The organism is Methylobacterium sp. 77 (genome assembly GCF_000372825.1).
In the GTDB taxonomy this organism is placed as follows: Bacteria; Pseudomonadota; Alphaproteobacteria; order Rhizobiales; family Beijerinckiaceae; genus Methylobacterium.
In genome coordinates, this window is sequence record NZ_KB910516.1 from 1,592,244 (window position 1) to 1,611,175 (window position 18,932).

18 protein-coding genes are annotated in these 18,932 nt (G+C 68.3%); 11 read left to right on the forward strand and 7 right to left on the reverse strand.

The window, feature by feature from the left end:
- The first annotated feature begins 30 nt into the window (after positions 1-30).
- The 6 genes from tkt (at position 31) to A3OK_RS0107570 (ending at position 7,747) form a co-directional block, all read left to right on the forward strand.
- Complete coding sequence (gene tkt, locus A3OK_RS0107545) at positions 31-2,106, forward strand: transketolase (protein WP_019904335.1); 2,076 nt, start codon at positions 31-33, stop codon at positions 2,104-2,106.
- Positions 2,107-2,278: 172 nt separating this feature from the next.
- Positions 2,279-5,131 carry a bifunctional transaldolase/phosoglucose isomerase gene (locus A3OK_RS0107550; protein ID WP_019904336.1) on the forward strand — a complete coding sequence of 951 codons (2,853 nt, stop codon included), beginning with the start codon at positions 2,279-2,281 and terminating at the stop codon, positions 5,129-5,131.
- 194 nt (positions 5,132-5,325) lie between these two features.
- A complete protein-coding gene (gnd, locus tag A3OK_RS0107555) occupies positions 5,326-6,300 on the forward strand; it encodes a phosphogluconate dehydrogenase (NAD(+)-dependent, decarboxylating) (RefSeq protein WP_019904337.1) in 975 nt (324 codons plus the stop codon).
- A gap of 48 nt (positions 6,301-6,348) precedes the next feature.
- Positions 6,349-7,080, forward strand: a complete 732-nt coding sequence (pgl, locus tag A3OK_RS0107560; RefSeq protein ID WP_019904338.1) for a 6-phosphogluconolactonase — start codon at positions 6,349-6,351, stop codon at positions 7,078-7,080.
- 122 nt (positions 7,081-7,202) lie between these two features.
- Entirely contained in the window at positions 7,203-7,427 is a 225-nt protein-coding gene (locus tag A3OK_RS0107565) for an antitoxin MazE-like protein (protein ID WP_026597034.1), read from the forward strand.
- A complete protein-coding gene (locus A3OK_RS0107570) occupies positions 7,424-7,747 on the forward strand; it encodes a type II toxin-antitoxin system PemK/MazF family toxin (protein ID WP_019904340.1) in 324 nt (107 codons plus the stop codon). The genes A3OK_RS0107565 and A3OK_RS0107570 overlap by 4 nt, the downstream gene beginning before the upstream one ends.
- A gap of 78 nt (positions 7,748-7,825) precedes the next feature.
- Here the strand turns inward: A3OK_RS0107570 and speG are convergent, their stop codons facing one another.
- Genes speG through apaG form a run of 3 tightly spaced genes read right to left on the reverse strand, consistent with a single transcriptional unit; the run spans position 7,826 to position 9,982 of the window.
- Complete coding sequence (speG, locus tag A3OK_RS0107575; protein ID WP_019904341.1) at positions 7,826-8,416, reverse strand: spermidine N1-acetyltransferase; 591 nt, start codon at positions 8,414-8,416, stop codon at positions 7,826-7,828.
- Positions 8,413-9,585: an acetylornithine deacetylase gene (gene argE, locus A3OK_RS0107580; protein ID WP_019904342.1), complete on the reverse strand. Its 1,173-nt coding sequence runs from the start codon at positions 9,583-9,585 to the stop codon at positions 8,413-8,415. Before argE ends, speG begins: the two co-directional genes overlap by 4 nt.
- Before the next feature lie 4 nt (positions 9,586-9,589).
- Positions 9,590-9,982 (reverse strand): Co2+/Mg2+ efflux protein ApaG, encoded by a 393-nt coding sequence (apaG, locus tag A3OK_RS0107585; protein ID WP_018044100.1) that lies wholly within the window; start codon positions 9,980-9,982, stop codon positions 9,590-9,592.
- Between the two features lie 131 nt (positions 9,983-10,113).
- Here apaG and A3OK_RS0107590 point away from each other — a divergent pair, with 131 nt between their 5' ends.
- The gene (locus A3OK_RS0107590; protein ID WP_019904343.1) at positions 10,114-10,530 is read left to right on the forward strand and encodes a hypothetical protein; all 417 of its coding nucleotides are present in this window, start codon (positions 10,114-10,116) and stop codon (positions 10,528-10,530) included.
- 102 nt (positions 10,531-10,632) lie between these two features.
- The gene (locus A3OK_RS0107595; RefSeq protein ID WP_019904344.1) at positions 10,633-11,748 is read left to right on the forward strand and encodes a 2'-deoxycytidine 5'-triphosphate deaminase; all 1,116 of its coding nucleotides are present in this window, start codon (positions 10,633-10,635) and stop codon (positions 11,746-11,748) included.
- Between the two features lie 180 nt (positions 11,749-11,928).
- Here A3OK_RS0107595 and A3OK_RS22495 read toward each other — a convergent pair whose 3' ends face one another.
- Positions 11,929-12,975: a hypothetical protein gene (locus A3OK_RS22495; protein WP_245259328.1), complete on the reverse strand. Its 1,047-nt coding sequence runs from the start codon at positions 12,973-12,975 to the stop codon at positions 11,929-11,931.
- Between the two features lie 342 nt (positions 12,976-13,317).
- Positions 13,318-14,322 carry an Hsp33 family molecular chaperone gene (locus A3OK_RS0107605; RefSeq protein ID WP_019904346.1) on the reverse strand — a complete coding sequence of 335 codons (1,005 nt, stop codon included), beginning with the start codon at positions 14,320-14,322 and terminating at the stop codon, positions 13,318-13,320.
- Positions 14,323-14,477: 155 nt separating this feature from the next.
- On the opposite strand from A3OK_RS0107605, the gene A3OK_RS0107610 reads away from it, so the two are divergent.
- A complete protein-coding gene (locus A3OK_RS0107610) occupies positions 14,478-14,969 on the forward strand; it encodes a hypothetical protein (protein ID WP_019904347.1) in 492 nt (163 codons plus the stop codon).
- A gap of 11 nt (positions 14,970-14,980) precedes the next feature.
- Here A3OK_RS0107610 and argF read toward each other — a convergent pair whose 3' ends face one another.
- Both argF and A3OK_RS0107620 read right to left on the reverse strand, forming a co-directional pair.
- On the reverse strand, positions 14,981-15,934 hold the full coding sequence (argF, locus tag A3OK_RS0107615) for an ornithine carbamoyltransferase (protein WP_019904348.1): 954 nt from the start codon (positions 15,932-15,934) through the stop codon (positions 14,981-14,983).
- 59 nt (positions 15,935-15,993) lie between these two features.
- Positions 15,994-17,187 (reverse strand): aspartate aminotransferase family protein, encoded by a 1,194-nt coding sequence (locus tag A3OK_RS0107620; RefSeq protein ID WP_019904349.1) that lies wholly within the window; start codon positions 17,185-17,187, stop codon positions 15,994-15,996.
- 358 nt (positions 17,188-17,545) lie between these two features.
- On the opposite strand from A3OK_RS0107620, the gene A3OK_RS0107625 reads away from it, so the two are divergent.
- The gene (locus tag A3OK_RS0107625; RefSeq protein WP_019904350.1) at positions 17,546-18,019 is read left to right on the forward strand and encodes a RidA family protein; all 474 of its coding nucleotides are present in this window, start codon (positions 17,546-17,548) and stop codon (positions 18,017-18,019) included.
- A gap of 2 nt (positions 18,020-18,021) precedes the next feature.
- Complete coding sequence (locus tag A3OK_RS0107630) at positions 18,022-18,774, forward strand: glycerophosphodiester phosphodiesterase family protein (RefSeq protein ID WP_036302679.1); 753 nt, start codon at positions 18,022-18,024, stop codon at positions 18,772-18,774.
- Positions 18,775-18,932: the final 158 nt, after the last annotated feature.

Here is an 18,932-nt window from a genome sequence, read left to right on the forward strand (position 1 = left end):
AGGCCTCCCAGACAACAGGAAGACGAGACCATGAGCGGAGCCGAGACCAAGCCGAAGGGCGAGCTGAGCGAGATCGACAAGCTCTCGATCGACACCCTGCGCACCCTGGCGATCGACGCGGTGCAGAAGGCGAATTCCGGCCATGCCGGCGCGCCGATGGCGCTGGCGCCCGTGGCCTACACCCTGTGGAACCGCTACCTGCGCTACGACCCGGCGCATCCGCACTGGCCCAACCGCGACCGTTTCGTGCTCTCGGCCGGCCATGCCTCGATGCTGCTCTACGGATTGCTGCATCTGGCCGGGGTCGCCCAGAGCGATGGCGGCAACGAGCCGGCGATCACCATCGACGACATCAAGAACTTCCGCCAGCTCGACAGCAAGACGCCGGGGCACCCGGAATATCACTTCACCACCGGCGTCGAGACCACCACCGGGCCGCTCGGCCAGGGAGTCGCGAACTCCGTCGGCATGGCGATGGGCGGCCGCTTCCTCGGCGAGACCGTGAACCGGCCCGACCTGCCGCTGTTCGACTTCAACGTCTACGCGATCTGCTCGGACGGCGACCTGATGGAGGGCGTCGCCTCCGAGGCCGCCTCCATCGCCGGGCACCTGCGCCTGTCGAACCTGTGCTGGATCTACGACAACAACACCATCACCATCGAGGGGCATACCGAGCTCGCCTTCTCGGAGGAGGTGGCGACGCGCTTCCTCGGCTACGGCTGGCAGGTGCTGAGGGTGGCCGACGCCAACGACGTCCATGCCATCTCCGGCGCCCTGGAAACCTTCCTCCAGTCCAGCGACCGGCCGACGCTCATCGTCGTCAATTCCATCATCGGCTTCGGCGCGCCGAGCAAGCAGAACACCTCGAAGGCCCATTCGGACGCGCTCGGCGTCGACGAGGTCAAGGGCGCCAAGCGCGCCTATGGCTGGCCGGAAGACGCCCAGTTCCTGGTACCCGACGGCGTGGTCGAGAATTTCCGCGCCGGCATCGGCCAGCGCGGCGCCGAGCTGTTCGCCACCTGGGAAGGCTTCATGGCCGAGGCCAAGGCCGCCGATCCGGCGCTGGCCGAGGAGGTCGACGCCCTGCTCTCGGGCCGGTTGCCCGAGGGCTGGGACAGGGACATCCCGGTCTTCGAGCCCGACGCCAAGGGCATGGCCACCCGCGAATCCTCTGGCAAGGTCCTCAATGCCATCGCCAAGCACGTGCCCCACATGCTCGGCGGCTCGGCCGATCTGGCGCCCTCCAACAAGACCAAGCTCGAATTCGAGGGGGCCGGCACGCTCTCGCCGTTCGAGCCGGGCGGGCGCAATATCCATTTCGGCGTGCGCGAACACGCCATGGGGTCGATCGTCAACGGTCTCGGCCTCGTCGGCCTCCGGGCCTACGGCGCGACCTTCCTGGTCTTCGCCGATTACATGCGCCCGCCGATCCGCCTCGCCGCGCTGATGGAGCTGCCGGTCTTCCACGTCTTCACGCACGATTCGATCGGCGTCGGCGAGGATGGCCCGACCCACCAGCCGGTGGAGCAGCTCCTGACGCTGCGCGCCATCCCCGGCCTCGTCACCCTGCGCCCGGCGGATGCCAACGAGGTCGCGGAATCCTACCGCGTCATCATGAGCCTGAAGGATCAGCCGGCGGTGCTGGCGCTGAGCCGCCAGCCGCTGCCGACCGTCGACCGCAGCAAATACGCCAGCGCGGCGGGCGTCGCGAAGGGCGCCTACGTCCTGGCCGACAGCGAGGGCACGCCCGAGGTCATCCTCATCGGCACCGGCAGCGAGGTCCAGCTCTGCGTCTCGACCTACGAGACCCTGAAGGCGGAGGGCGTGAAGGCCCGCGTGGTCTCGATGCCGTCCTGGGATCTGTTCGAGCGTCAGGACGAGGCCTACCGGAACTCGGTGCTGCCGCCGGAGGTTCTCGCCCGGGTCGCCGTCGAGCAGGGCTCGGTGATCGGCTGGGACCGCTATGCCGGTTCCGCCGGCTCGATCATCGGCATGCACACGTTCGGGTCGTCCGCGCCGATCAAGGACCTGCAGACCAAGTTCGGCTTCACGCCGGAGAAGGTGCTGCAGGCGGCCCGCGACCAGATTGCGCGGCACAAGAACTAGGCCTCGCGGGTTCATGAAGGGATGAGGTGGCCGGATCGTCCTGCCCGCCCCCTCATCCCTGACGGCCTCCTCCGAAACCCTCCACGCGGGGATTTCGGGACGAGGTCCGAGCTTGGTGAGATGATGCCGCCTGTTCCCGTGCGGCACGACGACCACGACGAGGAGATTTCGCATGAACCCGCTCAAGGCTCTCTTCCCGGAACAGGGCCAGGCCGTGTGGCTCGATTTCGTCGCCCGCGGCTTCATCGCGGATGGACGCCTCAAGGCGCTGGTGGACGAGGACGGCCTTCGGGGCGTGACCTCGAACCCGTCGATCTTCGAGAAGGCGATCGGCGATTCCTCGGAATACGACGCGGCGCTTAAGGCGGTGATGGATGCCGGCGACGCCCGCGTGATCGACCTCTACGAGGGCTGCGCCATCGCCGACATTCAGGCGGCGGCCGACGTGCTGCGCCCGGTCTACGATGAGAGCGGCGGCGCCGACGGCTATGTCAGCCTCGAAGTCTCGCCGTATCTCGCCCTCGACACCGAGGAGACGCTCGACGAGGCCCGCCGCCTCCACAAGACGGTGGCCCGCGACAACCTGATGGTGAAGGTGCCCGCCACCCCGGCCGGTATCCCCGCGATCCGGGCGCTGACCGCCGACGGCATCAGCATCAACGTCACCCTGCTGTTCGGCCAGGATTCCTACGAGGAGGTGGCGCGCGCCTTCATCGCCGGCCTGGAGGAGTTCGGCGCCAAGGGCGGCGACGTCTCCAAGGTCGCCAGCGTCGCGAGCTTCTTCATCAGCCGCATCGACGTCGCCGTGGACAAGGCGCTGGACGCCAGGATCGCCGCCGCGAACGATCCCGACGAGAAGGCGGCGCTGGAAGCCCTCAAGGGCAAGGTCGCCATCGCCAACGCCAAGCTCGCCTACCAGCGCTACAAGCGCATCTTCGCCGAGCCGAAATGGCAGGCCCTGGCGGCGAAGGGCGCCAAGCCCCAGCGCCTGCTCTGGGCCTCCACGGGGACCAAGAACAAGGCCTATTCCGACGTGCTCTACGTCGAGGAGCTGATCGGCCGCGATACCGTCAACACCATGCCGCCGGCCACCATGGACGCGTTCCGCGACCACGGCACGGTCAAGCCCGCCATCGAGGAGAATGTCGGCGAGGCCGAGGCGGTGATGGCCCGCCTCGCCAAGGCCGGCATCGATATCGGCGCGGTGGCCAAGCAACTCGTGGACGAGGGCGTCCAGCTCTTCATTGATGCCGCCGACAAGCTCCTCGGCGCGGTAGCGGGCAAGCGCGCCGACTTCCTCGGCGCCAAGCTCGACGGCCAGACCCTGATCCTGGGCGATTCCATCGGCGCCGAGGCGAAGAAGGCCGTCGAATCCTGGCGCGCCTCCGGCGCGATCCGCCGCCTGTGGGCGCATGACAAGACGGTCTGGTCGAATGCCGACGAGGATCGCTGGCTCGGTTGGCTGCGCATCGTCGAGGACGAGCTCGCCCACGTCTCCGAGTACCAGGCCTTCGCCGAGGACATCCGCCAGACCGGCTTCTCCGACGTCGTCGTACTCGGCATGGGCGGCTCCAGCCTCGGCCCGGAAGTGCTGGCCGAGACCTACGGCACCCGCGAGGGGTTCCCGCGCCTGCGCATCCTCGATTCCACCGACCCGGATCAGGTCCGCGCCACGGAAAGCGCGGTGAATCTCGAGACGACCCTGTTCATCGTCGCCTCGAAATCCGGCTCGACCCTCGAGCCGAACGTCTTCCGCGACTATTTCCTCGGCCGGATGAAGGCCGTGGTCGGCGAGCGGGCCGGCGCGCATTTCGTCGCCGTCACCGATCCCGGCTCGGCCATGGAGGAAGCGGCCAAGGCCGATAATTTCCGGAAGATCTTCTACGGCGTGAAGCAGATCGGCGGGCGCTATTCCGTGCTCTCGGCTTTCGGGCTGGTGCCTGCGGCGGCCTCGGGCATCGACGTGAAGGAGTTCCTCGACTCGGCGCGGACCATGGTCCGCTCCTGCGGCCCGGCCGTCCCGCCGGCCCAGAATCCCGGCGTGCTGCTCGGCACTGCCCTCGCCGCCGCCGCTCTCCATGCCGGTCGCGACAAGGTGACGTTCATCGCCTCGCCCGGCATCGACACGTTCGGCGCCTGGGCCGAACAGCTCATCGCCGAATCCACCGGCAAGGACGGCAAGGGTCTGATTCCCATCGACGGCGAGCCGGTGGACGTGCCGGCGGTCTATGGCCACGACCGGTTCTTCGTCTACCTGCGCCTCGACAACCGGGCCGATGCCCGCCAGGACGAAGCCGTGCGCAGCCTCGAACGCGAGGGGCACCCCGTCGCCCACATCATCCTCGCCAACGAGGAGCAGCTGCCGCAGGAATTCTTCCGCTTCGAGATGGCGACCGCCGTCGCCGGGGCACTGCTCGGGATCAATCCGTTCGACCAGCCCGACGTCGAGGCGAGCAAGATCGAGACGAAGAAGCTGTTCGATGCCGCCGAGAAGAGCGGTTCGCTGCCCGGCGAGACGCCGCTCTTCTCCGACGACACCATCGCCCTCTACGCCGACCCGGCCAATGCCGAAGCGTTGCCGCAGACGGCGGAAGGCTTCGAGGCGGCGCTCGCCGCCCATCTCGGCCGGATCAAGGACGGCGATTACGCGGCGCTTCTCGCCTACGTCGCCCGCAACGAGGCCCATCACGCCATCCTGCAGGAAGCGCGCATCGCCCTGCGCGACAAGCGCAAGGTGGCGACCTGCCTCGAATTCGGGCCGCGCTTCCTCCACTCCACAGGCCAAGCCTACAAGGGCGGACCGGATACCGGCGTGTTCCTCCAGATCACGGCCGACCCGTCGGAGGATCTCTCCATCCCCGGCCGTGCCCTCGGCTTCGGCACGGTGGTGGCGGCGCAGGCGCGCGGCGATTTCGCGGTGCTGGCCGAGCGCGGTCGCCGGGCGCTGCGCGTCCACATCAAGGGCGGCGATGTCGAGGCGGGGCTGAAGCGCATCGCCGCGGCGATCAAGGCGGCGGTGGCGTGAGCACGGTCGCGTGATGCGGCCCGCTGGGTCATTCCAGCCCGTCACCTCACCCCGAGATATGCCGCCGTTGTGCGCCTCGAAGGAAGACTCCTTCGAGGCCTCCGCCGCGCTGCGGAGCCTCGGAATGAGGTGGGTCGATAGGACGACGGATCGGTGCCCGGGCTGACGACGCCCCCTCGAAAGGAAATCCCCCAATGCAACTCGGCATGATCGGCCTCGGCCGGATGGGCGGCAACATCGTCCGCCGGCTCCTGCGGGACGGCCATACGGCGGTGGTGTTCGACCAGAATCCCGAGGCGGTGGCGAGCCTCGTCGCCGAGGGCGCGGTCGGCGCGGCGAGCCTCGAAGAGTTCGTCTCCAAGCTCGACGCTCCCCGCGCAGCCTGGGTGATGCTGCCGGCGGGTGCGATCACCGAGGCCACGGTGACGACGCTCGGCGATCTGCTGGCCTCCGACGACTGCATCATCGACGGCGGCAATTCCTTCTACAAGGACGACATTCGCCGCGCCGCCGCCTTGAAGCCGAAGGGCATCCATTACGTCGATGTCGGCACGTCGGGCGGCGTCTGGGGCCTGGAGCGCGGCTATTGCATGATGATCGGCGGCAGCACCGCCGCCCTCGACCGGCTCGACCCGATCTTCAAGACGCTGGCTCCGGGCGCCGGCACGATCTCGAAGACGCCCGGCCGCGAAGGCCGCGATGAGCGCGCCGAGCAGGGCTACATCCATGCCGGACCGAGCGGCGCCGGGCATTTCGTCAAGATGGTCCATAACGGCATCGAATACGGGCTGATGCAGGCCTATGCCGAGGGGTTCGACATCCTGAAACACGCCAATTCGAAGGACTTGGCCGAGGATCAGCGCTTCGACCTCAACATCGGCGACATCGCCGAGGTGTGGCGGCGCGGCAGCGTGGTCTCGTCCTGGCTCCTCGACCTCACGGCGGGGGCGCTCGCAGGCGACGAATCGCTGGAAGGTTTTTCCGGCTTCGTCGCCGATTCCGGCGAGGGGCGCTGGACGCTCAATGCGGCCATCGAGGAATCGGTGCCGGCCAACGTCCTCTCGGCCGCTCTCTACGCCCGCTTCCGCTCGCGGGAGGATGCCTCCTACGCGGACAAGCTGCTCTCGGCCATGCGCAAGGGTTTCGGCGGACATGTCGAGCCGAAATAGCCCGCCGGAGAGCCGTTTCAGGAACGAGCAAGGAGACCGAGCCGCCTCATGATCCCGCTACCGAACAATTCGGAACTCTTCCCCGATGGCGAGAGCGTCGCCCGCGCGGCGGCCGACCGGCTGGTGGCTCTCTGTGCCGAGAGCAAGCAGGAGCGCATCGCAGTCTGCCTCTCGGGCGGCTCTACCCCCAAACGCCTCTACGCGCTGCTGGCCGGGCCCGATTACGTCGGGTCTCTCCCCTGGGACCGCCTGCACTGGTTCTTCGGCGACGACCGGTTCGTGCCCTGGACCGACCCGTTGAGCAACGTGCACATGGCCCGGACAGCCTTCGGCGACGCGCCGATCCCCGAGGACCACTGGCATTGTATTCCCGCCGACGGCACGCTGGAGGAGGCGGCCACCGCCTATGCCGCGACCCTGCGCGATGTCTACGGCGCGGACCGTCTCGACCCCGCCCGCCCGCTCTTCGACCTCGTCCTCCTCGGCCTCGGTGAGGACGGGCACACCGCCTCTTTGTTTCCGGGGAAGCCGGGGCTCGACGAGCGCGAGGCCTGGGTCGCGCCGGTCCCCGAGTCCGGGCTTGACCCGTTCGTGCCGCGCATCACCCTCACCTTCCCGGCCCTCGCCTCGTCGCGCCGGCTTCTCGTGCTGGTGACGGGAGCGGGCAAGCGCGAACCCCTCACCCGTATCGCCAACGGCGAGGACCTGCCCGCGCGCCGCATCTCCAGCGTCGGCGACCTGACATGGCTGCTCGACCGCGCGGCCGCAGATTTCGGGTGAGATCGCGCAAAGCCGTCTCACGAAACCTTTCAGGTGAGCGAGGGCCCGCTGGCGCGATGACCCCTTGGCAGCCTCGCATGTCGAGCCTACGTTACATGTAACGTAATCGGAAAGGGTTCGTCGTGTCCGTATCCGTCGGTGAGCGCGTACGAAAGCGGCGTGCCGCGCTCCGGGCAGCCGGCTTGCGACCGGTCCAGATTTGGGTGCCCGATACACGAAGGGCGGGCTTTGCCGAAGAATGCGGGCGGCAGGCCGGTATCGTGGCGGCGGCGGACGCGGCGGACCGGGAGCTGGATGCCTTCCTGGATGCCGCGCTCCTCGATATGCTCCCCGAACGCGAGGCATGAAGCGGGGCGATCTCGTCACCATCGCCATGCCCGGCGATTTCGGCAAACCTCGCCCGGCGCTCGTCATTCAATCGGACGTCTTTCACCAGACCGGCACGGTGACGGTCCTGCTGATATCCGGCACGCTGGTCGATGCTCCCCTGATCCGGACGACGATCGAGCCGACGCCGGCCAATGGCTTGAAGAAACGCTCGCAGGTCATGGTGGACAAAGCCATGTCCGTGAAGCGCGAGAAAATCGGCGGGACGATCGGCCATCTCGATGCCGAGACGATGCTGGCGGTGACGCGTGCGCTGGCCGTGTTCTTCGCCATAGCCTGAGCGCGGTTCATCTCACCGCCGGTCAGGGCGATGTCCGCTCCTGCGCGTTCGGCACAAGACTCGTCCAGGGATCGACCGCTACGCCTTCAGCACCGGCTCGGCGATCTCGCCGCTGCCGCGCCGGGCGAGGTAGGCCGGCTGGAACAGGCACATGCGCACCGCGTCGCGGTACTTGCCGTTGACGAAGAATTCGTCCTTCAGGATGCCCTCCGGCACGAAGCCGCAGCGCTCGTAGATGCGCACGGCGCGGGCATTGTCCTTGTCCACGTGCAGGTAGAGCTTGTGGATGTTGAGGACGCTGAAGGCGTAATCCATGGCGATCCGGGTGGCGCGCGGCGCGTAGCCCTGGCCCTGGAAGGCCGGGTGGATCGCGATCTGGAATTCGCAGCGCCGGTGCAGGTGGTTGATCTCCACGAGCTCGACGAGACCGGCCGGCGCACCTTCCGAATTGGCGATGATGAAGCGCCGCTCGGTCTGGTTGTGGATGTTGCGCTCGTAGAGCTGCGCCAGTTCGGCGAAGGACTCGTAGGCCTCCTCGAACCAGTAGCGCATGATGCTGTCGTTGTTGTTGAGCTGATGCACGAACATCAGGTCCTCGCGCTCCAGCGGGCGGAGCTTCACCGGACCGTCGGCGGCGATGGTGCGGGGAACGAAGGCGGTCGCGGTCATGGGGTCACGCATTCTGCGATGAGACGGCGCATGAACGCCTCGCCCGATTCGAGCGCCGCGAGGGTGATGTATTCGTCGGGCTGGTGAGCCTGGTCGATGGAGCCCGGACCGCAGACCACGGTGGGGATGCCCGCCATCTGGAACCGCCCGGCCTCGGTGGCATAGGGGACCGAGATGGTGTGGTTGCGCCCCGCCACCCGCAGGGTCAGGCGCTCGGCCTCGGAGCCCGGCTCGGGGGCGAGCCCCGGCACCGCGACTTCCTCGATGGTCTCGATCCGCCCGTAATCGCCGTAGCGGTTGAGTCGCCCCGTCAGCACCGTCTCGACCTTGGCCGCGAACAGGGCCGGGATCTCGCCCATGTCGAGATCGGGCAGGCCGCGGAACTCCCAGTGGAAGGTGCAGACCTTCGGCAGGATGTTGCGCGCCGTTCCGCCGGAGATCGTGCCCACATGGACGGTGGTGGAGGGTGGGTCGAACCGGCCGGAGGCGTCGCCCCGCTCGATCATCGCATCGGCGATGCGGTTGAGCTCGGAGACCAGCTCGGCCGCCGCCATCACCGCATTGGCGCCGAGCATCGGCTTGGCCGAATGCGCCTCGTGGCCGTGGACGGTGGTGAGATAGGTGACGATGCTCTTATGCGCATCGGCGACGTCGAGGTCGGTGGGCTCACCGACGATCACCGCGCCGGGACGCGGCAGGTCCGCTCCGAACCGGGCGATGGTGTCGGCGACGCCGAGGCAGGTGGTTTCCTCGTCGTAAGAGAGGAGGATGTGGATCGGGCGCTTCAGATCGGCCGCGATCATGTCCGGCACGGCGGCCAGAGCCAGGGCGCAGAAGCCCTTCATGTCGACGGCGCCGCGGCCATAGGCGCGCCCGTCGGCGATGCGCAGGGCGAAGGGGTCGGTCGTCCAGGCCTGGCCCGTCACCGGCACCACGTCGGTATGGCCGGACAGGACGATGCCGCCATCGGCCATCGGGCCGATCGTGGCGAAGATCGCCGCCTTGTCGCCCTGCGCGTTCGGGATGCGCACATGGCTCACGCCCCAGCCGTCGAGATAGGCGCAGACGCTGTCGATCAGCGCGAGATTGGAGCGCGAACTCTCGGTGTCGAAGGCGACGAGGCGCGCCAGCAGGTCGAGCGTGGTCAGCCGTTCTCCGCCACGCGACATCGGCTTAATGGACGCTGCGGCGGACGTGCGGCGAATCGAGGGAGAAGGCGGGGATCTCGGCCTCGAAGCTTTCGCCGGCAGTGGTCGACATCGTGTAGCTCCCGGCCATCAGGCCGTCCGGCGTGGTGAGCGGGCAGCCGCTGGTATAGCTGAACGACTCGCCGGGTCCGAGTACCGGCTGCTTGCCGACGACGCCGGCGCCGCGCACCTCCTGGGTCTCGCCGCGTCCGTCGACGATGCGCCAGTGACGCGAGCGCAATTGCACCTGCTCGGAGCCGTTATTCACGATCTCGACAGTGTAGGCGAAGAAATAGCGGCTTTCGTCGGGGGAGGATTCCTCCTCGACGAAGCGGGGCTGGACGGTCACGCTGATGCCGCGCGTCTGGGCCTTGTACATCGCCTTCAAAGCCTCCCGTGCCGTCGCCTACCCGAAGCGACATAGCCTTTTCGCCGTGGTACGTCCCGGGCGAAATCTCGTCAATCGCGCTGAATGCGGGGGCTGCCCGCGCAATCGGAAGGTCGTGTCCCGTGGTCGAGGAGACCCTCTCGCGTCTGCCGGCACCGTCTCCCGGCCGTGCCGTTCTCGCCAGTCTGGCGATCGCGGTCCTGGCCGCCGCCTTCGCCTGGACCATGCCGGAACGGAACGGATGGGCCGCCCTGGCACTCGGGGGCGCGCTCCTCCTCGACGGCCTCGCGCTCCTCGCCGGCGGATATCTCGCCCGGCGCGGTCCCGCGCCCCGGATCGCCGGCCTGCCGTCGCTGGTCCTGGCCTTCGGCCCGGCGGCCGGCCTCGGCGCGGTGCTGTTCGCCGTAGCACTCCTGCTCTGGCCGGCGGGGTTTCCCCCGGTGGCGAGCGCGCTCGCGGGCCTGATCGCCATGGGCGCCATCGCCCGCCTCGTCGTCGCCTGGATCGTGCTGAGAGTCGATCGCGAGGAGGAGGCTTAACCGCGCCTTCAGCGATCCGGTGGGATGATGGACCGAACCATGCGGCATTCCTGATCCCCAGCCGGGGAAGGCGGCCCAGTGCTGAGCGGGCGACACGAGACCATGCCGGATACCAAGCAGGACACGGCGCCACCGCGCCCGCACCCTTCCGGTGGCATTCTGGCGGCACAGGGGATCCAGGCCCTGCATGCGGCCGGCGCCATCCTGCCCGAAAGCCCCTTCGCGGCCGATCAGGTTCAGCCGGCGAGCCTCGACCTGCGCCTGGGGTCTCGCGCCTTCCGCGTGCGCACCAGCTTCCTGCCGGGCGCCCGTCCCGTCACCGCCTGCATCGAGGCCTTCGCCCTCCACGAGATCGACCTGACCAAGGGCGCGGTGCTGGAGACCGGCTGCGTCTACATTGCCGAACTGCAGGAGACCCTGGCCCTGCCCGCGGATGTCGCCGCCAGCGCCAACCCCAAAAGCTCCACCGGCCGCATCGACGTGTTCACCCGCGTCATCACCGACCGGGGACAGGCCTTCGATCAGGTCGAGGCCGGGTATCGGGGCCGGCTCTATGCCGAGATCTCGCCGCGCACCTTCCCGGTCCGCGTCCGCACCGGATCGCGCCTGTCGCAGATCCGTTTCCGCCGCGGCGAACCGCGCCTGTCCGACACGGAGCTCGCCGCCCTCCATGCCGCCACCCCGCTGGTGGCCTCGGCCAACCCGTCGTTCCAGGGCGGCATCGCCGTCTCCGTCGATCTCGCCGGGTTCGGAGGGCTCATCGGCTACCGCGCCAAACGCCATACCGGCCTCGTCGACGTGGACGCGCCCGGCCGGCACGCCATCGCGGATTTCTGGGAGCCCCTCCCCGCCGACCAATCCGGCGCGCTGATCCTCGATCCCGGCCAATTCTACATCCTGGCCTCGAAGGAGGCCGTGCAGGTGCCGCCCGATTTCGCGGCCGAGATGGTGCCGTTCGATCCGCTGGTGGGCGAGTTCCGGGTCCATTACGCCGGCTTCTTCGACCCCGGCTTCGGCTTCGCCGCGGCGGGAGGCGCCGGTGCGCGAGCGGTGCTCGAAGTGCGCTCGCGCGACGTGCCGTTCCTGCTCGAGGACGGCCAGATCGTCGGCCGCCTCGTCTACGAGCGCATGGCCGAGCGGCCCGCCGCCCTCTACGGGGCGGATGCCGGGTCGAACTACCAGGCGCAGGGACTCAAGCTGTCGAAGCACTTCGCCTGAAGGAAGCACGTCGCCTGAACGAAGAACTTGGCCCGAAGACGGAAACACGTCGATCCGCGAGATCCGCTCCCGACGCCTTGATCACCGGCTCCGGCTTGGACGGGACCACCCCTTCGACATGAAACGGGGAGGGGCCACGCCGTGACCTCTCCCCTCCGGTATCATCGGACCGCTGTCGGCTCAGTTGCGGCCGCCCTTGGTGCCGGCCTCGGCGCCGCCTTGCTCGGCACCACCGCCGCTCCGACCGTTCATGCCCGTCGACTTCATGCCGCCGCGGTCGCCGCGGTCGCCGCGATCTGCCGCGTTGCGGATGCCCGAGCGCTCGGAACCACCCTCGCGACCGGCATTGCGGGTCTCGCCGCGTTCCGCCTCGTTCCGCTGCATGCCGCCGCGTCCACCATTGCCGGGATTGGCCTCGTCGCCACGCTGGCCTTCCCGACGGACCTGTCCTTCGCTCCGCATCGAGGAACGGGTCGAGACACGCTCCTCACCGCCGCGAGCGCGTTCGCCAAAGCGGCCACTCACCGTCACACGATCGCGGCCGCTCCGGGCCGTGGTCACGGTGAGGCGACGATATTCGGGTGAGCCATAGACCACGCGCTGACCACGGATGAACACGTAGCGCGCGCCCGGGCGACGCCGCTCGGTCACGCGGACGGAGACGAGGCGACGGTATTCCGGTGACCCGTAAACGACGCGCTGACCGCGGATCGTCACCATCCGCCGGCGTCCGGTCTCGCCATAGCGATGGCCGCCACGGCGCTCGACGACCACGAGGCGGCGATATTCGGGCGATCCGTAGACGACCCGCTGGCCGTGGATCGTGACGGTACGGCCGGAGCGATGGCTGCCGCCCTCGTAACGTCCGCCGACGCGGGTCGTGCTCCGCTCCGTGCGGCTCTCGCGGGTCTCGCTCCGGTCGCGGTTCATCCGGCCGCCGGTCTCGGCGCGCATCGACCCACGGTCGCCGCGCATTCCGTCACGCTCACCGCCCTCGCGGCCGCTATCCCGGCGCGCCGTGTCCTGCTTCTGCGAGTCGCCTCCGGTCGCACCGGAATCACGGTTGCCCATCGCCCCTTGAGTCGTCGATCGGTCGGCCTTCGCTTCGCCGCCACGAGCCCCCTGCCCGCCACCGGCGCCGTCCCGCGTGCTGGCTCCGCTCGATGCGCCGACACTGCTCCTCGAGTCACCGCTCGCCGCTCCCTGCGCGAAGACAGATGTCGACATCAACAATGCCGCAAGACCCAATCCAAATCTCGTCATGGACGTTTCTCCCATAGCTTTTGAGCCATCGGAACGTCGACATCGGCAAAATGGTTCAGAAGAAAAACCAAATCTTCCGGGTTTGAACTCTCGGCATGGTGCTCGCAACTGAGGCGTGCGCGGAGCGAGGTTTGAGAAAGCTCGTCAAATACTGTGACGGAAGCAATTATGGCCAAGCTTTCATTCGAGCCGAGAACCGTGTGAGCCGAGAATTTTGCGAACCAAGAATATTGTCCGATCGCAGGGGGCCGATCCTCGGTACCGCTGCGTCGGTCGCCGCGCCTCTGCCGCGTGGCGACCGTCGTTCTATTCCGACTCGCCGGTCTGCGCCTCGACCTCGGCCGGGTCGATGTCGTAGCGCCGCGAGCAGAATTCGCAGGTGATGCCGATGCGGCCGTCCTCGGCGATCATGTCGCTGCGTTCCTGCGGCGCGAACGAGCGGATCATCCCCATCACGCGCTCGGGCGAGCAGCGGCATCGCTCCTGGATCGTTTGCGCCTCGAACACCCGCACGCCGCGCTCGTGGAAGAGACGGTAGAGCAGCCGCTCGGAGGAGACCTCCGGATCGACCAGTTCATGGTCCTCCACCGTACCGACGAGGCTGCGCGCTTCCACCCAGGCATCGTCCTCACGGACCTCACCGGAGCCGAGATGGGCATGGCCCTCGGGGATGTCGCCGGGCGGGAGGTCGGCGAGCCTGGCGCGGTCGATGGATTGCGGCAGGAACTGAACCAGCAGCCCGCCCGCGCGGTAGGTCTTCTCGCCATGGGCGAACTGCTCGGCCACCGCGAGGCGGACCTGGGTCGGGATCTGTTCGGACTGGCGGAAATACTGGTGCGCCGCCTGTTCCAGGCTCTGTCCCTCCAGGGCGACCACGCCCTGGTAGCGGCTGAACGCGTTGCCCTGGTCGATGGTCATGGCGAGATGCCCCTGCCCGATCAGGTCGGCATCCTTCTGCGGAGTGTCGCCCAGCGCTTCGACGCGCCCGGCATCGAAGCGCGCGGTGGCGCGCAGGCGATCGGGCGCCTCGAAATCGACCACGATCATCTCGACCGGGCCGTCGGTCTTGGTCTGGAGCTGGAACCGGCCCTCGAATTTCAGAGACGAGCCGAGTAGCACGGTGAGCGCCGCCGCCTCGCCCAGCAACCGCGCCACCGGATCGGGATAGCCGTGTCGGCGCAGGATGGTGTCGACGCTGGGGCCGAGCCGCACCACGCGGCCGCGCACGTCCAGCGCTTCCACCGAGAACGGCAGGGCGACGTCGTCGGCACCCTCGATGACGGTGGCGGAAATCTCGTGTCCGGAGGTCATGGCCTCTCCCTGTCTCTTGCTTCGTGCTCTTCGGCTATGTGGGTGCCTTGCCGTGTCTTCGCATCGCGCTCAAGGGTGAGCCACGGTCGATGTACCCCGTGAGGGGGTGACGTCACCGATGTCGCGAATGGGACGGAGGGCCGAGAGGCGTCGCCATGCGGTGGGGACTGAGCTTTAGGGGCGACCTCGCAAAACTCGATGCGACAGGTCTCTCCGAAAGATTGGAGCGGCTCATCGCCGAACGCGACGATGTCGCAGACTCGATAAGCACCTTCGAAACGGTCGGAAACAAGTGGCTCTACCAGAGCGGCTGGGGAATGCCGTTCGGACGCGGACTTGTGCATGCGGCGATCATCTATCGCATCCAAGCCGTCTTGTATGGCGGATCGCCGCGGCGCGGATTGGGGCGCCTCTATGTCATCGACTGTGAACTGAAGGATGTGCTGGACGAATGCCGGAACCGCCTATCTAGGACGGCTTGGTTCAGGACGATCCGAGCCACAGACGACGATTTTCGGGATCCGCATTGGACAGATGGACGCCTGGAAACAGGCCTACCTCACCACGACGGCGAAGCCCCGGTGAGACACAAGCCTAGCCGCCGGCTCGACGCCCTCGCCCAATTGGCAAGTGCGAAGGCGGGATGACGTATCGGGCCTCAAGCCCCGCCCGCCCCCAGGCACCACGCCAGAATGCCCTTCTGCGCGTGGAGCCGGTTCTCGGCCTCGTCGAACACCACCGAGCGCGGACCGTCCATGATCTCGGCCGTCACCTCCTCGCCGCGATGGGCGGGGAGGCAATGCATGAAGATCGCGTCGGTCTTCGCCGCCGCCATCAGCGTGGCGTTGACCTGATAGGGCGAGAGCAGGTTGTGGCGGTAATGCTCGTCCTCGTCGCCCATCGAGACCCAGCAATCGGTGACGACGGCGTCCGCCCCGTCCACCGCCTCGAACGGGTCGGTGGTGACGTTGATGCGCGCGCCCTCGGCTTTCGCCCAGTCGAGCAGGGCCGACGGGGCCGAGAGTTCGGGCGGGGCCGCGATGTTGAGGGTGAAGTCGAAACGCGCGGCCGCATGTGCCCAGGAGGCGAGCACGTTGTTGGCGTCGCCCGACCAGGCGACGGTCCGCCCCTTGATCGGCCCGCGATGCTCCTCGAAGGTCAGGACGTCGGCCATGATCTGGCAGGGATGCGAGACCTTGGTCAGCGCGTTGATCACCGGGACGCTGGCATATTGCGCCAGTTCCAGCATCAGGTCGTGGTCGAGGATGCGGATCATGATCGCGTCGATGTAACGCGACAGCACGCGGGCGGTGTCGCCCACGGTCTCGCCGCGGCCGAGCTGCATTTCGCTGCCGGTGAGCATCAGCGTCTCGCCGCCGAGTTCGCGCATGGCGACGTCGAACGAGACCCGGGTGCGGGTGGAGGGCCGGTCGAACACCATCGCCAGCATCTTGCCCGTCAGCGGTCGCTCGGCCGCGATCTCGCCCTTGCGGCGGCGCGACTTCATCTGCGCGGCCGAAGCCAGCACGGCGCGAAGGTCCTCGCCGGAGAAATCCTTGAGGTCGAGGAAGTGGCGGGGCCCGGTTGCGGTCCCGTTGATGTGGGGAATCATTGGTCCGTTCTTCGTCTCGTGCGTCTGGGCATCTCGGGCGTGATCGCGCGGTGCGCCGGTTATTCCGCCGCGCCGCGCATCTGCGCTTCGAGCCGGTCGGCCGTGGCATCGATGCGCTTCACCGCCTCGGCCACGTCCGCCTCGGTGATGATCAGCGGCGGCAAGAGCCGGACCACGTTGTCGCCGGCGGGAATCACCAGCAGATGTTCGTCGCGCGCGGCCGCCGTGAAGGCGGTGTTGGGCACGCCGAGCTTGAGGCCCAGGATCAGCGCGGTTCCGCGAATCTCGGAGATGGTTCCGGGATGGCGATCCATGACGGCGGCGAGCTGCTGCTTCAACAGCAGGCCCATCCGCAGGACGTGGTCGAGGAAACCCTCGGCCAGCACCACGTCGAGCACGGCGTTGCCGACGGCCATGGCGAGGGGGTTTCCGCCGAAGGTGGTGCCGTGACTGCCCGCAATCATCCCGCGCGCGGCCTCGGCCGTGGCGAGGCAGACGCCCAGCGGGAAGCCGCCGCCGATGCCCTTGGCTGCGCTCATGATGTCGGGGGTGACCCCGGACCATTCATGGGCGAACAGGCGGCCGGTGCGGCCGACGCCGGTCTGGACCTCGTCCATGATGAGGAGGAGGCCGTGCTCGTCGCACAGCGAGCGCAGGTCGCGCAGCATCTCCGGCGGCACCGTGCGGATGCCGCCCTCCCCCTGGATCGGCTCGATCATGAGGGCGGCGGTCTCAGGACCGATCGCCGCCAGCAGCGCCTCGCGGTCGTCGAAGGGCACCTGATCGAACCCGTCGACCTTGGGGCCGAAGCCCTCGATGTATTTCTGCTGGCCGCCGGCGGCGATGGTCGCCAGGGTCCGGCCGTGGAAGGCACCCTCGAACGTGACGATGCGGAACCGCTCGGGATGTCCCCCGGCCGCATGGTACTTGCGCGCCATCTTGATGGCGGCCTCGTTGGCCTCGGCACCGGAATTGGCGAAGAAGGCCACGTCCGCGAAGGTCGCGTCCACCAGCCGCCGACCGAGCCGCTCGCCCTCGGGAATCTCGAACAGGTTCGAGGTGTGCCACAGCTTCTGCGCCTGCTGGGTCAGCGCCTCGACGAGATGCGGGTGGGCGTGGCCGAGCGCGTTGACGGCGATGCCGGCACCGAAATCGAGAAATCGCCTGCCGTCGCGCGCCACGAGCCAGGCACCCTCTCCGCGCTCGAAGGCGATCGGAGCCCGGGCGTAGGTCGGCAGAAGGGCGGATGTCACGATCCCGTACTTCCCGTGTGTCAAAGCGGGCGCTCGCGGAGCGCACCCGCACCAAATGAAAGTGCCGCCTCGAAAGCGGGCGGCACGGCTGCGATTACTAGAGAATTGGCCCGTTCTGTCAATGATGTGGCGTGTTCACAGGACCGACATGCCTGGCAACTAGGCTGTGGTGCCGCGCACATCTCGACGGCCGCCGGCCGGCCTCGGTGACCGGTGACACGGGCTCTGCGATGGCGCGCGAGCGGCTTGCGCGACGAGGCGCGATCATGCTCAGTCCCGCCGCGATCTTCGGGGACCTCTCTCGCGACCCGTCGCCCTCCCGGCGACGGCCCCGGACGAACAATAAGGACGACGACGGATGAGCACGGTCAAGGAACGCCTGGATGCCCTCGGTCTGGTCCTGCCCAAGGCGGCGGCGCCGGTCGCGAACTACGTGCCCTTCATCCGCACCGGCAACCTGGTGATCGTCTCCGGCCAGATCTGCTTCGGCGTCGACGGAAAACTCGCGGCCGCCCACACGGGCAAGCTCGGTGCCGAGGTCTCGCCCGAGCACGGCATCGCCGCGGCCAGGCTCTGCGCCCTCAACGTGCTGGCGCAGGTCCAGGCGGCGGTCGGCGATCTCGACCACGGCGTGGTGCAATGTCTGCGGCTCGGCGGCTTCATCAACGCGGTGCCGACCTTCGCGGGCCTCGCCGGCATCATGAACGGCGCCTCCGACCTGATGGTCGAGATCCTGGGCGATCGTGGCCGGCATGCGCGCTCCACCGTGGGTGTCGCCGAACTGCCCCTCGACGCCGCCGTCGAGGTCGAGGCGATGTTCGAGGTGAAGTGAAGGTGGGGCCGAACGCCCCCGCCTGGCTGACGGCGCGGCCGATCGCCCATCGCGGCCTGCACGACCGCGCGGCGGGCATCCCCGAGAACACCGTGGCGGCGGCGCAAGCCGCCGTCGCGCACGGATACGCCATTGAGTGCGACGTCCAGATCAGCGCCGATGGCGAGGCGATGGTGTTCCACGACGAGGCCTTGGGACGCCTCACCGGCGCCGTCGCCCTCGTCGCCGAGACGCCGGTCGCGGCGCTGGCGGCGCTCGCCGTCGCCGGCTCGTCCGAGACCATCCCCACGCTGCCCGACTATCTCGCTGCCATCGCCGGCCGGGTGCCGCTCGTGATCGAGATCAAGTCGCGGTTCACCGGCGACCTGCGCCTGACCGAACGGGTGGCCGAGATCGTCCGGAGCTATGACGGCCCGGTGGCGGTGAAATCGTTCGACCCGTCCCTCATCGCGGCGTTCGCCGGTCTCGCGCCGGATATCCCGCGCGGGATCGTCGGCGAGACCCGTCAGGACGATCCGGCCTATGCGACGATGTCGGACAGCCTGCGCCGCTCACTCTCCGACCTGCTCCATCTCGCGACGAGCCGTCCCGATTTCCTGTCCTGGCGGGTCGACGATCTGCCCTGCGCCGCCACCTTCCTGTGCCGCCATCTCGGCCGCATGCCGGTGATGACCTGGACCGTGCGCAACCCCGACCAGCGCCGCAACGCACAGGACCATGCCGACCAGATGGTGTTCGAGGGATTCAGACCCTGAGCGCCTCAACCCGGACGGTTCTGGAGGTAGGATGATGCGGACGGTCGGCTTGTCCGGTTCCATTGCCGGTCTTGCCCATCCTGAATTCCTTGCCCATCCTGGATCCATGGCCGCGTCCTCCTCACGCGCTTGTCCCTTCGCGCGACCGGGCTAGATTG

Excerpts from the sequence above, each read along its gene's own strand:
- tkt (WP_019904335.1), top strand. The coding sequence starts at position 31 with ATGAGCGGAGCCGAGACCAAGCCGAAGGGCGAGCTGAGCGAGATCGAC.
- A3OK_RS0107550 (WP_019904336.1), top strand. The coding sequence starts at position 2,279 with ATGAACCCGCTCAAGGCTCTCTTCCCGGAACAGGGCCAGGCCGTGTGG.
- gnd (WP_019904337.1), top strand. The coding sequence starts at position 5,326 with ATGCAACTCGGCATGATCGGCCTCGGCCGGATGGGCGGCAACATCGTC.
- pgl (WP_019904338.1), top strand. The coding sequence starts at position 6,349 with ATGATCCCGCTACCGAACAATTCGGAACTCTTCCCCGATGGCGAGAGC.
- A3OK_RS0107570 (WP_019904340.1), top strand. The coding sequence starts at position 7,424 with ATGAAGCGGGGCGATCTCGTCACCATCGCCATGCCCGGCGATTTCGGC.
- speG (WP_019904341.1), bottom strand. The coding sequence starts at position 8,416 with ATGACCGCGACCGCCTTCGTTCCCCGCACCATCGCCGCCGACGGTCCG.
- argE (WP_019904342.1), bottom strand. The coding sequence starts at position 9,585 with ATGTCGCGTGGCGGAGAACGGCTGACCACGCTCGACCTGCTGGCGCGC.
- apaG (WP_018044100.1), bottom strand. The coding sequence starts at position 9,982 with ATGTACAAGGCCCAGACGCGCGGCATCAGCGTGACCGTCCAGCCCCGC.
- A3OK_RS0107595 (WP_019904344.1), top strand. The coding sequence starts at position 10,633 with ATGCCGGATACCAAGCAGGACACGGCGCCACCGCGCCCGCACCCTTCC.
- A3OK_RS22495 (WP_245259328.1), bottom strand. The coding sequence starts at position 12,975 with ATGTCGACATCTGTCTTCGCGCAGGGAGCGGCGAGCGGTGACTCGAGG.
- A3OK_RS0107605 (WP_019904346.1), bottom strand. The coding sequence starts at position 14,322 with ATGACCTCCGGACACGAGATTTCCGCCACCGTCATCGAGGGTGCCGAC.
- A3OK_RS0107610 (WP_019904347.1), top strand. The coding sequence starts at position 14,478 with ATGCGGTGGGGACTGAGCTTTAGGGGCGACCTCGCAAAACTCGATGCG.
- argF (WP_019904348.1), bottom strand. The coding sequence starts at position 15,934 with ATGATTCCCCACATCAACGGGACCGCAACCGGGCCCCGCCACTTCCTC.
- A3OK_RS0107625 (WP_019904350.1), top strand. The coding sequence starts at position 17,546 with ATGAGCACGGTCAAGGAACGCCTGGATGCCCTCGGTCTGGTCCTGCCC.